Here is a 14,376-nt window from a genome sequence, read left to right as displayed (position 1 = left end):
GGTTTAATGTTACTTAAAAAGTTGATTTTCGACAATTATAAAACCTACTATGGTCTGCAGGAGATTGACCTCTACATACCGGAAAAAGTCCGGAAGGAAAAAAGTCAAAATATTATTCTACTAGGCGGACTAAATGGAGCCGGTAAAACTACTATACTTAAGGCTATTCTTTATATTTTATTCGGCCAACGAGGAATTTCTCAGGTAGAATATAAAAGATTGTTTTCTAATACTATCAATAATTCCTTCTTTAATGAAGGTGGACGTGAATGCTCTATTTCTTTAATTTTAGAAACAGATTCCGGTGAAGAATGGAATTTGAAAGTTAAATGGTATTTTGATCAATCTAAAAGAATGGGGCATGAAGAAAGAGAGCTTGAGGTTAAAAAACAAGGTTCAAGCATTCCAAAGCGTGCGCGTATTGATAACATCGAGGTATTTAATAAATTCATAGATAGAATTATTCCTTATCATGCTGCACCTTTCTTTATTTTTGATGGAGAGGAAATTAAGGATATTATTCTAAGACAAAATAGTGATGAAATGAAAGAAGCTATTCAAAAAATAACGGGCATGGAGGCTTACAAACATCTATTAATTGACCTCCGCTCTCTTAAAGCATCTCTTGAAAATAAATTAGCTAAATCCGTCAGTCGAACGAAACTTAATAATGTCCAAAGAGAAGCCGAAGAATTGGAAGGCACAATCACAATACTAGAAAATAAGAAACAAAAATTTCTAACCGATATTCAACGATATAAAAAACTGATCAGTGAGGCTCACGAGAAACGCAATGCGAAAATTTCACAAAACTCAAAATCTCGCGAAGTCATCGTAAAAAACCAAGCTCGCGTAGCCACCCAACTTGACCTGTGTGTCAAACAACTTGATGATTTTCTTCAAGAGAACATAGTAAATATTCTTTTACGTGATAAAATCCTTAAGTTAAAAAAGCAGCTTAAAGCAGAAAATGAAATTCACCATAAAAAGGTGCTACAAAATGCTTCTTTATCTCCTTACCGACGTTTCATTGATCAATTACTTAACAAAAGTATTACTCCAGCTTTAACGGAAGACCAACTAGAACAAATAAAAAACATTGGTCAAGAAATCTGGATTAAGGAAAATGATATACAACAAACTGTACCTTCTGACTTTCAAGAAATACATGATATATCGAATAATGATTATAGTTATTTAATGAATCTTGCTATTAAAGATAAAAATCCAGTAGTAGAGTTAATTAATAAAATCGAAAAGTTACAGCAAGAATTAGATAAATTAGAATCGGATATCCGTAATGCACCAGAAGCAGTAAATATCGAAGAAGAAAATGAAAGAATTGATCTTTTAGTCGAAAAATCAGGAGAAATCAACACTAAATTTAAAGCTTTAAACCGTAGATTAAATAATGCTTTGGAAGAAAAAACTAAGCTATTAAATAGTCTTAGTAGACTATCCAACCAAGATGAAAACTTAGAAGAAGTGCAAAGACGCTACATCCATGTAGAGCGTATAATTAAAGGAATGGAACAATATGTTTCAGAACTTATAACTATGAAAGCAACATATATTAAAGAAGAATTCTCAACTATGTTACATCGATTATTTAGAAAACAAGATGAATTTGGAAAAATAGAATTTGACATTAATACGTATACTATTCGCCTTTATAATGATCGTATGCAGGAAATTAGTATTCAAGACAGATCAGCGGGTGAAATGCAGATGATTGCTTCTGCCCTAATATGGGCCTTGACAAAAGCATCGGATTTATCTTTACCTGTGGTTATTGATACACCGCTGGGACGACTTGATAGTTATCATAGAAATCATTTAATTAATCATTACTATAAAGAACTAAGTGAACAAGTTATTATTCTTTCTACTGATACAGAAATCACACAAGAATATGTGACGTTAATGGAAAATAATTCTTATAAACAATATATGTTAGATTATGATGAAAATAAGAAATATACTGTTATCAGAGACGGTTATTTCAATTTTGTAAAAGGGTGATATAGTGTCTAATCGAAGAATGCTATTATCTGAGGAAGGAAAACAAATATTAGACAGAGTTGTAGATTCCTTAGAATGCGAAAGACCTATGGCTGTAAAAATAGCTCTAGCTAAAGGAATCTCAATTTCAGAAGGACCAGTTTCGGAGCAATACTCTCCCGGAAAGAATAAGTGGACCATACCGGATAATATTATTAAAGATAAGGAATTTCTATTATTTAAGCATCTAATTATTAATGAAGTGAGTACACCTCTAACAGATGATGATTTACACAAACATATGCTAGCCTTTATTGAAAAAGGATTAAGAAAGTTAGAAGACGATTTAGAAAATAAAACTTCAATGGAAGATTTTAGATTACGCATCATATAAAAAAACCACCTCAAAGGTGGTTTTTTTTTACGTTCTTTCTGATAATGGACTAATATCTACTACTGTCACTGTAGGATGAGATAGTTCTCCGTTTTCTTTTAGAATAGGACCATGAACAATACATTGCCCTTTTCTTAATGAAGCTAATTTGTGTTCCCAATGCTTTTTCTCATGATTATCTTTAGATAAGCTAGCTGCAATGTGCGATAATTCTTGCTCTGGAGGTGAGAAATAAATTTTTTGAGATGAATTTTGTAATCTTGCTAATTCATCAGCATCTAACTGTGATTTTAAGAATTGAGTCGCATACCATGCTGACCAACCAAATTTTCTTCCTTCTGTCAGCACTCTAGCAGAAGGTGATTTTTCGGTATGATCAAGATTCTGCGCTTCATCCATAATCACGGGCATAGGCGTATTCTTATTACCGTACCTCACAGAATAATTCCATAAATCCCAAAGGATAAATTCAGTGATGATTAATTGAACATCTCGAGGGAACCCGGTAAGTTGAATTACATAAACCTCACCCTCACTATGAATAATATCTTTCCAGTTAATCACATTGTCGTTACTGAATGGATTACGATCAATCAAAGGTCTAATCTGTGATAGTGCTGTTTTAGCATAATTTGATCCATCCTCTTCAAGAAGTTCTTTTAGCTTTACTAAGCTCATTTGCTCATCATAAAGCTCTAAACCTTTTAGAATCGCTTCGTATATTGCATTTTGTTGTTGAATACCTAACGAACTATAAACAGCCGCAAAAACACTTTTAATTCGCTCTGCTACATCAGTGTTGGATTCTGGTAACTGAATTCCTCCGATATCCCGAGTATTCTTTTGAAATGGATTTATTGGAAGTTTTTCACTGTAAACAATTTTTTGTTTTAATTTGTGTCCCAGATAGTCCACAAACTCAGGTTCTAATTGATTAGGTAAAAAGCCTTCGGTATAGTCAATAACAATACTAGAAATTCCCAGCTTAGCTTTCTCTAACAATAAACATTGCATAAAATAAGTTTTACCTTGACCTGACTTACCAGAAATTAATAAATGTCTATTGGCAAGGCCTTTATTACCATATTCCCAATAGATTTCTCGATTAGAATTTTCCGCTTTACCAATCTTAATTCTTGCCTGTTCTAAGGAAAGATAATTAGTTATTTCTTCCGTCGGATTCGTAGATAACTTCCCTTCATACCTAGACTGAGCGCCCTTTTTATACAGAGAATTTTCATGTTCATCAAGATTCTCAGTAATTACCGTGTCTGCTTTCTCGGTTTCATAAGATCCTAAATTTTCACTAACAGCCGCATAGTCCCCATGTTCTTGAAGGGGGCTACTTTTTTCTATCGTTGGAAAGACATCCGATTGAGCACTTTTATCCATTGAAGATTTATGCTCCCCTTCTAGTTTATAACGAGACGATAGCATATCTTCTTTAATAAAATCGCTTGATTCGAACTGAATCCAATGCTGCATTTCTTTAATTGGAAAGACTAGACCCTCATACCCATCTTTTTCCGTGAGATTTAATAGTAAGACATCGTCTTCTAATTGAGCGCTTCTATGAAAAGCATCTTTTTGGAATGAGAGTATGGCGCTGTTCCCTATATAATTTTTCAGACTATTAGACACTAAGTAATCATCTTTTAATAATTTTTCAATAACTTCATCTGATAGACTATATTCTTTCTCTTTCCAAAAACCACTTTGTGTCAGCTTTTGAGCATTAGAAATGAATAGCTGAGCAAAGAAGTTACGATAAAACTTACTCGTAAATGTATCTTCGGCTCGCTTAGTTAAAGTTTCAATAAACAATTGGTTTGTTTTTTGAACTTGGTGTCGTGCTTTTTCTAATACTTCTCCTTTATTTATTCCAATCTTGACTTCAATAGGATAAAAATGAAGTGAAATATCCCCTTCTCTATTTTCTAAACCTATTAATAGTAAATCATCGCTATGACTTCCTTTAACTCCAAGGTTTTTAGCTGTAAATACCCCATCAGATTTATTCAAACTAACAGCTCCAGCAACCCTTAACACCTCTTCGAGAGAAATAGGAACCCAAAGAATATCTGGATGATCAAAATAAGATACAGAATATTTGATAGCAGAAATAATACTTAATTTTTCTCGATCATAATGACCTTTACTTCCTATGATCCTTAATAGCCACTCACCGTTAAATGTATTAAAAGCTTTAATTGTAGCAAGGACATTTTCCTCTGTGCCTTCTACACCTTTTTGCTTAAGAAACTCTTTAATTACAGCATAATATTGGTTTGTTTTATCAGTCACAGTTATAGCATCATATCGACTTGAAGAAGAGTATTGATCGTTATAATGAATCACAACTAGCTCGTCCTCATAATCATGAAAAAATTCCAAATCAATTAATGGATCTACAAATGTTACCCAATAAGATGATTTAAAAATCTTTTTCAATGTTTCCTCATCCGCTGTAGTTGTTCTTGAAAAAATAGCTTCTCCTTTTCTATAACTATCATTACCGCCATTTCGCAAGTTCGCCGCTAATTCATTTAAATAGTAAGCTGTGCTTGTTAAGTAATTTTGAGGATCGATACTGTATGCTTTTGTGCCAAATCCACTTCTATAGGTCTCCTCATCCTTCATTGACGGGACGCTTGAGTAAAGGCCTTCAATAGCAATCCCTGACGTCATGCCATTAAGTGGCTGTACTGCATGGTTCTCTTGAGCATGCATTTTATAAAAGGAGATATGAGCATATCTTAATTCTTCCTGAAGTTCCTGCTTATAAAAGAACAGTTTTTCTCTTATTGTTCTTAAGATATCATCCGAGTCTACATTTTTTGATTTAAGTTTAATGTCAAAAAGATATTCAAATTGCTCAATGGTTTCAGTTCTAGCATATAAATCAAAATAACTCTCTATATGCTCTTCTTTATAAAGAGTAACTTCTACCGGTTTTAAGCTTTCAGTACCTTCTTTATCAATTTCTTTAATCATCCACTGTAATATTCCACGAATAACCTCTTTATCATTGACAATATTAATTACATTAATTTGAAGAGGTGCTTGAGATTTCTTAATAAACAAATAAGAGAAATGCTCTTTAAATTGTGTGATTTTTTCGTTCACAACCTTAGCTAAATACTGATTAGCAGCTGAAACAGATACTTTATTAACCGGTTTGAACATCAACCATTCCATAGCTGCTTGTTGATAATCCGGCTTAAACAATGTTTCCGATTCATCATATAAAAATGGAATAAGTCCATTTGGATTTAATCTATTTAAAATACTGTTATCTAGCTCTTCTGAATCCAATAACTCAAACATTTTCAGCTTAAATGCAACCATTATTGGATGAAATGGCGTAAAATATAACATTCCATTTGATTGAATAGTACCTAACTTAAATAAATCTCTTCCTTTACGTCCTGCGGGAGATCCATTTTCAAATTTGTTGATTTCCTTCTGATATTCCTTTATATAATCGATTGCACGCTTCTCGTAATCATCAGTAACCGTACATAAACTAGGAATTGACTTTCGAATCTTAAAATATGTTAAAAATCTACTATAAGCTTCTCTTAAGTCATCACTCAGTTTTAATTCTCTATTATTAAGCAGCCGGTCCGATTCATGAGTTGCATACTTTAACCCATTTTTAACCCATTCATCTTCCCATTTGAAGTAGTCTCGATATTCAGAGTGAAAGTAAAATTCTCTGTTCTCTAAAACCAAACGGTTATTTTTTTTGAACCATTGAATATCTTTACCAGTTTCCCTGATAAGCTTCCAAATTCGTTGACCAGTAATCGGCATAGACTCAGGCAATTCATTTTTTAAGAGGAGGGGAATAAGCGATTCTTCAAATTTTATATTAAGGCTTAATTCATCCTCATCATTAAAAGCCTCTGGTAATGGAGTAACAACCAATTTTTGATCTTGAGAGGTAATAATTGTTTGATTGTCCTCTGTTACTTCTACTTTCTGTATATCTATTTTATCTCCAAAGCTCAATTCATCTTCTTCGAATTGTAGCTCTATATGACCACCATTTGGATCAATTAAATATTTGGACTTATAACTATCTAAATAGATAGGCTCAACTGGTAAAACAGCAATAAAAAACTCTGCACCTAACGCTGCTTTGTTGTCATGTTTGTAAGAAAATCTCGTGAAGGTTGTGGCATCCTTTTCAAGCTTTATTTTAGCAAAAATATTAGTTTGCTTAACTTCAACTGTGAGGTTCTTAGAAAAAGCATTAGGCACTTTAAGGAATTCAGAGCTTAAACTTTTTACGTTACCCTCTAAACTAAAAGAAGCTTGTAATTCAATTTCCTCTTTACCTTCAGGATTAAAAATTATAATATGTCTTTTTCTTTTACCTGAAGTGGATTCTTTATACGGCTTATCCCAAGGTTTAATCGTATGGTTAACCTTTAAGCCTATTAAATCTACTTTTTTCTTTTTATTAAGTTTTCTATAATCTTCGTTAAATTTATAGACTCTAGAGAACGGTAATTCTCGCCACTCTTCTTTAATTAGCTCGTTGGCACCTTCTGGTGAAAATTGTTTTTCTAATTCTTCTTTATTAAGACCGAAATCATGCACTTTTCTTACATAATCAAAAAGATCTCTATTCTCTCTTAGACGATCTCTTTGTTCTTTGCCATTAAATTTATCTAGGTCAGCATCTTTAAAAAGTCCAAATTTATGGTAATCCGTGTCATCGATAGAACCTTTTTGTAAAGTAGCAAAAATATCCTCAAACTCGAAAAAAGTGATTTGTTGAAAAGATTGTTCTTTCACTAAGTTATTTAGATTGTCTAATAAAATAATTTGATCAACTTTTTCCAAACTTCTATTTTCAATCTCATTTCTCAAATTATTAAATAACGAAGCTGGATGTAAAGGCATTCCTTCTTTTTGTAAATCACTACTTCCACCTTGAATGGAATCTAATTGCTCAGAAACAATGCTAATTAAAGCGGAGTTTTCCCAAACTCCTTTTTGCTCTCCAACTAAGTTCCTTAATGTAACAAGAAAATCAGGCTTAACGTCTTTTGAAGTATATGCTACTACTAAGTTAATTTCATGGAAAGGAATAGAAAATGTTTCATATTCCTCTCCCAACTCATGTTTATATCTAAAAGGTTTAGTTCCTTCTAGTATTTTCAGCGCTTCAACTAAGTGAAAAACATCCGTTCCACTATCTAGTTGTAAGTAAAACCGATCTCCTTTTTTAATTCCTGCTTTTTTAAAATATTCTACTAAGAGCGTAGAAATATAATTATAAAATTGGTTTGACATATTGTGCATCTCCACTATCACTTTTTTTATCCAAAATGTTAAGGTCATCAAATAAGCTTATAATCTCTTTTTTAGAGTAACGGTCAAATGCTACTCCTCTTTTTTCTAGTTCTTTAAACAAATCATTTAAAGGAATTCTTTTATCTTTTACCGAAACAGCTGTTAACAAAAGTAGAAAATCATGCTTAATATTAAATACCTGTCCATAACTTCCTCGGGTCTTTAAAAATTGGTTAGCACCTAAATCACCTATGTTTTCACCGAACTTCTTAGCAACATCTGTGCTTATACCTTCTTTTACGCAATTAAACAGTAATTGAAAAGCTTCTGGAAGGCTTTGAGCAGCTTTATTCTCATGAGACGGAAGCTTTCTTAATTCTAGATAGTCCTTGATCCATTGATTAACTTCGCTTAAAAAAGCAGCTTCATACTCCTCACCTTTACTCTCTATTAGATCGTAAAGTTTACGATATGGAATGAACTCAAGTATGTCATCATGCTCTTCCACATTATTCAGTGAATTATGACTAAGTTGAGAAATAGTATGAATATGAGGAAATAGATTAATAGATTTTTCTTTTACATATTTAAAACCCTCTAACTCACCAGTAGCTTTTCTTCTTCTACTCATAGATTCCCATTCTAACGCGAAATAAAGAGGTTGCACCATTTCCATATCAGCAGTGGTAAATTGCTCGAATTTCACAATTAATTGACACGCATACATAAACACATAATAATGTGTTAATAAAGGAAATGAAGTTAAAAAATAATCCTTATATTTACTTAGATACAAGATATCCTCTTGGTAAATACGTGTAAACTCACCTAAAAGAGGCTGATATTGTTTAACTGTTTTATTTTTCGCCTGATTTTGGGGATTCTTTGAAGATTCTTCTACTCCATTCAACTTATCAAGAATTAACTCCGTTAATATATCTTCTGACTCTTTATTATTGAAAATAGCCTTAATTTCAGGATTATCTTTAACAAAAGTTTCGCTCATAAACTGACCATATTTTCCAAATTCATTTTTCAATTTCTTTTCGATTTCTATATAATTAAATAAAAACGGATGAATAGGTTTAATATCTTCCTGATTAAATAGATATTGATCTAAAAATCGCACAAAATCATGGGAATCATCTTCATTGTTATAATCTACATTACTTGCAATATGTTCACTTAACTCATTACTTTCTGCAGACGTCACAAATTCCTTATCTTTAAAGGCCTTATTGCTTAGCTTTATCTCACAAATATTTCGTATATATTCTCCAAGAACTTTATTAAATTGTCCTCTAATTTCTTTTGTTCTTTTAGACAAAAAAGGTAACACATCTAGCACGTTACCAGTATCATGCTTTTTTTTGGTTTCGAAGAGATGATTTAAATACTCTCTTTCCAAGGTTTGAACCATTTTACTTACTCCCTTTCAAATACAAATGAACCAAAAGTATCACGCTTGATTGTATAAAATTTATTATCCTGAGGGAAATGAACAAGCATTTCCTTTTTCTTCATTCCAAACGCCATAAGCTTTTCAATAAATTCAACAAACTTTATTGCATCTTCTTCATTCTTTTTGTTTGGACAGTATCCATCTTGGACTTTCGTTAACAACTGATACAATGGAAAATCAATATCTAAGAAGATATTATTTTTTTCATCATTATCGTTATAAGCAAGTGTAATAAAGGACTTAAAAGATTCGATTACCTCTCCTTTATTCGGCTTTAAATGACTAATAGAAGGATTCAATTCTAGCTTTTGTGCTAGACGGTACTTTTCAGAAGGTTTATCTAAATATATATAGCCTTTCATTGGACTACCTTTCCATTTAAAAATAGCTGTTTCAATCTCCCCATAAAACCCTTTTATTTTTCTCATATCTCCCACGTTAAAATAATAAAGGCTTCTAAGGAATTTCGAATAGCTTTGATCAGCAATATTAGCGGCAAATTTTTCATTTGTTAAAAACGTAACTCTAATAAACGTTTCAAAAAACAAATTAAAAGAATAGTCCGTTAAATTATCTTTAGATATAAAAGGTTTAAACCAGCCTTTCGATGTTTCAGCATAAACATAATTTTCAATTAGAGTATCCCAATCATTTAAGGTATTAAGCTCTACTACTAACTGATCAATAAACACAGAGCGACGGTGAATAGGGTCTAATTGACTTAGAGATTGAAGAATTATAGAACGCTCTTTTCGATTAAATAGAAGGTTCGGTAAAGAGAATTCTAAAACGTCAAATTCAGACATCAGTTCTATGTTTTGAATGTTATCTGGAATTAAGATATCAGCGATAAAATTCAGGAAAGCTCGAGCTGAGATAACTAGTTTTTTTCTAACGATTGTCTGAATAACTAATTGTACAATTTGTTCTTGAACAAATTTATTTTGTAAAAACTCATAGTTTTTGTGAACCATGTTATGAAGCCCATTTTTTTTATCTTCTTCTAGTGCTAAATAAAACGGATTTTCATCTGAAGAATCGCAAATTTTTCTTATTAAAGAAGAATAAAAAGTCGAATTGGGCCCTTTTTCAGTTAATTCATACGAATGGTAATCACCAAAGCTTAGTAAATCGAAATTCTCATTGCTGAAGTAAGTAGTTACATTTTGAGAAAACAACTCACTATTATCCACAAACTCCCTTAATGTCTCATAGGAATATTCTTTGTGTTTTGTATTAATAAAGTTGTGTAACACTCCCATATTAATTGCTAGTATTACTTTTTGCGTCGAGTGTTCAATTTTTTGATCTGAAAAGCTATTCAATGCTTCTTCCAAAGTCTCCATTGCATCTTTATTAGGCGAAAAGCTTTCAGTAGCATCATTAAAAATTGTATAATCTTTTATTAAATCTGGCTTCTTTTCTTTAAGATATGCTAGTAAGTGAGACTTTCCGTCCCCTACACTACCACATAACAAAATTAAATTGCCTGTTTCTCTACTTTCATTACGTTCTAATATATTTTCTAAATCCAATTGAATATTGCGATCTACGTGCATATAGTCCTTAAAGATGCTAAAATTATTTGCATTCTCGATTGCTTCTTGCGACGAATCTTTTAATCTCTTTAGCTCTCTTACTAAGTAGCTCTGTCCTGGCTCTAAATCTTTATTTAAAATTGAAGAGGTAGAGTTATCTTCTTCTTGAGAAGACACAGGGTCATTTACTAAGAGGGGTTCTTCTACTCCTGATAATTCTTCTTTTTGCGCCATCTTTAATCCTTCAGGACCAAAAAGGCTCATAATTTGTTTCTTTACAATATCTTCAATGTTTTCTTGTTGAGGAGGTTTAGGATTCTCGTATAAAGGCACTTTTAATTGTTCTAATGAATACACCTCATAAAACCAAACTCCAATTTTGTACATTTCTCTATGTAGTTTAAAAGCTTCTGTAATGTCATTAAATTGGCCATCATGAGCAGCTTTATTGCCTGACAAGCGAATTGTATCGAATGATCTCTGAATATCTCTTTCAATATACCCTTCTTTCGTTAAGTACAAGATCTTTTCATACAAAGAATTGACGTAAGGTTCTTGTATTTTCTCCTGCTTAAATACTTCACTAAGAATTGCTTCAGCGAATAATCTAGCTTTTACAACTGAACTACTTGGATCTTCATATATTAATTCTTGCATCTTCTTGGCATTTTGAGCTGCTACAGGATTTATATCTTCTAAGAAGCTTAAAAAAAAGACCTCTTGGGAACTCATTTGTCAATCATCTCCGGTTACTATAATCATTTTCCATTTCATTTTAATTTTAACATATATTATATCTATTTTCTTTATGCTGGACCAATATGTTTATTTACACAAAAAACAATCTAATTAGAAAATTAGAAATACAGAAAATCGAACCTCCATTCGGTTTTTTTCATTGTATCTTTGAATTAATTAATTTATAATCAAATTATATTTTACGTACGTAATAAGGAGGTTTGATTATGGACTCGACATTCACTTATAATTTCCCTTCTATTAGAGGTGTCCAAGCAGGAAAAGAATATTTTGTAGCTATGTGCCCTTTACGAATTATTCCAAAGATTTTTCTTTTTGATGAAGAAGAAATTCCACCTGAATACAAATATCAAAGGATTTTAAACAAATCTAGAATTCCAGAAATGACAAATTACATAGTGGAAAATCAAAAAGATTATGTATTTTCCTCCATCACAGCGTCTATAGATGGTGAAATTAAGTTTCAGCCATATAATGAGGACCCTTCATCCAAAGACTTAGGACAGTTGCAAATTTCATTGGATGCAAGGTTTTTGATTAATGACGGGCAGCATCGAAGAGCAGCTATTGAAGAAGCATTAAAAATATCTCCCGAACTTGGCAACGAAACTATATCTGTAGTTTTTTTCCACGATGAAGGGTTAAAAAAATCCCAACAAATTTTTTCTGATTTAAATAGGCATGCTGTAAATACTACTTCTTCTATCGGTATTCTTTATGATTATCGAGATCGTTTGTCTCTTATTACTAAAGATGTTGTAACCACTACGCCTTTATTAAATAGATATACAGATAAAGAAAGAGTATCACTGTCCAAGAATTCACCCAAGATACTGGCTTTAAATCACATTTTTAATACAAACCTAAAGCTAGTTGGAAAATCTAAAGGTGATGAAATAACTCATGAGGAAGAAGAGTTTTTGAAGCAATTTTGGTTAGTTTTGTGTGATTCTATTGTAGAATGGAACATGGTTTTTGAAAAACAACTGACTCCTCGTGAATTAAGAGCAAACTTTATTGTGGGACATGGCGTATTTGTTGAAGCAGTTGGTTTAGTCGGACAATATCTACGAAAGCATCACCCCAAAGACTGGGAGAGTTACGTTAAAAAGCTATCAAATATAGATTGGAATAGAAGTAATACAAACGATTGGTTGGGACGTGCATTTAATCAAAATGGTCGTATTCAAAAGACTTCCTCTACCATTCAATTAACTTCTAATAAAATTAAGCAATTGATTAGTTTACCGCTAAGTGATGCTGAACAATCATTAGAAAATAAATTTTTTCAAGGAGTAGTTTAATTATGAGTAATGGCATCATTAGTAATCTTTTATCAAAACAAGTGCCTTTTATTGACGAAGCAAAAGAAAGCATAAAAAAAGCTTATAAGGAAGATGACCGCCCTTGGGTAGTAGGATATAGTGGTGGTAAAGATTCCACAGTTGTAGTTCAGTTAGTATTTGAGGCTCTAAGTGAAATGCCTAAAGAGGAATTGCACAAAAAAGTATATGTAATTTCTTCCGATACATTAGTGGAAACACCTTTAATTATAAATTCGATTAATCAAACTCTTAGAAGAATTCAAGATGAAGCTTTAAGTAGAGATTTACCAGTTGAAACACACAAAGTAAAACCAGTTTTTGAACAGTCATTCTGGGTCAATATTATTGGTAAAGGCTACCCTTCACCAAATCAAAAATTCAGATGGTGTACAGATCGATTAAAAATTGATCCTGCTAATCAGTTTATTATGGACAAAGTATCTTCTTTTGGAGAAGTAATCATGGTATTAGGTGTACGTGAAGATGAAAGTGCTACACGTGGTAATGTAATTCGTTCTCATACCGTCGAAGGAAAGACTTTCATGAGACACTCTACGTTATCAAACGCATATGTGTACGCTCCTATTAGGAGCTTTACCCTTGATGATGTATGGAATTATTTACTTAACCATCCATCTCCATGGGGAGATGACAACCATGAACTTCACAGATTGTATCAAGATTCCAATAGTGGCGAATGCCCGCTTGTAATTGATAAATCTATTAAAGAAAGTGCTGGCTCTTGTGGAAACAGTAGATTTGGTTGCTGGGTATGTACAGTCGTTAACGAAGATAAAGCTTTGAGCGGCTTTATTCAAAGTGGTCATGACTGGATGAAACCCTTACTTGACTTTAGAAATTGGCTATCTGCTATCAGAGATGATCGAACTAGAAGAATGAAGTATAGAATGAATGGTCATACCTACTTTAAAGATGTAAAGATTGTAGATATTGATGATGTACCACATGTACTAATTCCAAAGAAATCCGGTAGACCTAAACAACACATTCCATTAGACCAATATACTGTTGTACCAAAAGAAGAATTAAAAAATTATCTTTTTACTAACAACATTGATTTAAGTGCACCTCAAGATTACAAAATACTAGTCACGTATCAAGAAGAAACATTAGATGGTGAAATGGTGACAAAGCATGCTCAACTTGGTTTAGGGCCTTTTACATTAGAAGCACGACAAGAGATTCTTAGAAAACTTTTAGAAGTTCAAAAAAACTTAAAGCACCCTGATGACCCTCATTATGAACTTATAAGTATTGAAGAGTTAAAAGCAATTCGGAAAATTTGGTTCAAACATGGAGATTGGGAAGATCAAGTTCCAAAAATCTTTGAAGAAATTATGGGTTATTCTTTAGACTGGGAAATTGATGACCGTCCACTATTTGATAAGGAACAAATATCCGACCTAGAACTACTATGTGATCAATTTAAAGTTGATATTAAAGTAATTAAACAATTGATCTCTATTGAAAAAGACTTTTCTGGCTATAAAGTTAGAAGAGGTTTAATGGATGAAATAGGTAAAGCATTAAAACAAGATTATTTACATCTGTAATAGGAGAAAATGAGGT

General features: G+C 32.2%; 7 protein-coding genes. 4 read left to right on the top strand and 3 right to left on the bottom strand.

What is annotated here, in order from left to right:
- The first annotated feature begins 6 nt into the window (after positions 1-6).
- Positions 7-2,022, top strand: a complete 2,016-nt coding sequence (gene dndD, locus ACXAE4_RS14090; RefSeq protein ID WP_154990534.1) for a DNA sulfur modification protein DndD — start codon at positions 7-9, stop codon at positions 2,020-2,022.
- Between the two features lie 4 nt (positions 2,023-2,026).
- A complete protein-coding gene (locus ACXAE4_RS14085; protein ID WP_154990532.1) occupies positions 2,027-2,395 on the top strand; it encodes a hypothetical protein in 369 nt (122 codons plus the stop codon).
- 27 nt (positions 2,396-2,422) lie between these two features.
- On the opposite strand, the gene dptH is transcribed toward ACXAE4_RS14085, so the two are convergent.
- From dptH to dptF, 3 genes are read right to left on the bottom strand one after another with little or no spacing between them, the layout of a single operon-like run.
- Positions 2,423-7,702: a DNA phosphorothioation-dependent restriction protein DptH gene (gene dptH, locus ACXAE4_RS14080; protein WP_289577855.1), complete on the bottom strand. Its 5,280-nt coding sequence runs from the start codon at positions 7,700-7,702 to the stop codon at positions 2,423-2,425.
- Complete coding sequence (gene dptG / locus ACXAE4_RS14075) at positions 7,683-9,122, bottom strand: DNA phosphorothioation-dependent restriction protein DptG (protein WP_154990529.1); 1,440 nt, start codon at positions 9,120-9,122, stop codon at positions 7,683-7,685. Before dptG ends, dptH begins: the two co-directional genes overlap by 20 nt.
- 5 nt (positions 9,123-9,127) lie before the next feature.
- On the bottom strand, positions 9,128-11,434 hold the full coding sequence (gene dptF / locus ACXAE4_RS14070; protein ID WP_154990527.1) for a DNA phosphorothioation-dependent restriction protein DptF: 2,307 nt from the start codon (positions 11,432-11,434) through the stop codon (positions 9,128-9,130).
- A 233-nt stretch (positions 11,435-11,667) separates the two neighbouring features.
- Here dptF and dndB point away from each other — a divergent pair, with 233 nt between their 5' ends.
- Together dndB and dndC are read left to right on the top strand one after the other, a co-directional pair.
- Positions 11,668-12,765 carry a DNA sulfur modification protein DndB gene (gene dndB / locus ACXAE4_RS14065; RefSeq protein WP_475236233.1) on the top strand — a complete coding sequence of 366 codons (1,098 nt, stop codon included), beginning with the start codon at positions 11,668-11,670 and terminating at the stop codon, positions 12,763-12,765.
- Between the two features lie 2 nt (positions 12,766-12,767).
- Entirely contained in the window at positions 12,768-14,360 is a 1,593-nt protein-coding gene (gene dndC / locus ACXAE4_RS14060; RefSeq protein WP_033579259.1) for a DNA phosphorothioation system sulfurtransferase DndC, read from the top strand.
- The last annotated feature ends 16 nt before the right edge of the window (positions 14,361-14,376 follow it).

The sequence above is a fragment of the Priestia sp. ABM2_011 genome, assembly GCF_056158845.1.
Note: the sequence above shows the minus strand (reverse complement) of the source record. Positions and strands in the feature narration are given on the sequence as shown.

Excerpts from the sequence above, each read along its gene's own strand:
- dptG (WP_154990529.1), bottom strand. The coding sequence starts at position 9,122 with ATGGTTCAAACCTTGGAAAGAGAGTATTTAAATCATCTCTTCGAAACC.
- dndC (WP_033579259.1), top strand. The coding sequence starts at position 12,768 with ATGAGTAATGGCATCATTAGTAATCTTTTATCAAAACAAGTGCCTTTT.
- dptF (WP_154990527.1), bottom strand. The coding sequence starts at position 11,434 with ATGAGTTCCCAAGAGGTCTTTTTTTTAAGCTTCTTAGAAGATATAAAT.
- dptH (WP_289577855.1), bottom strand. The coding sequence starts at position 7,702 with ATGTCAAACCAATTTTATAATTATATTTCTACGCTCTTAGTAGAATAT.
- dndD (WP_154990534.1), top strand. The coding sequence starts at position 7 with ATGTTACTTAAAAAGTTGATTTTCGACAATTATAAAACCTACTATGGT.
- dndB (WP_475236233.1), top strand. The coding sequence starts at position 11,668 with ATGGACTCGACATTCACTTATAATTTCCCTTCTATTAGAGGTGTCCAA.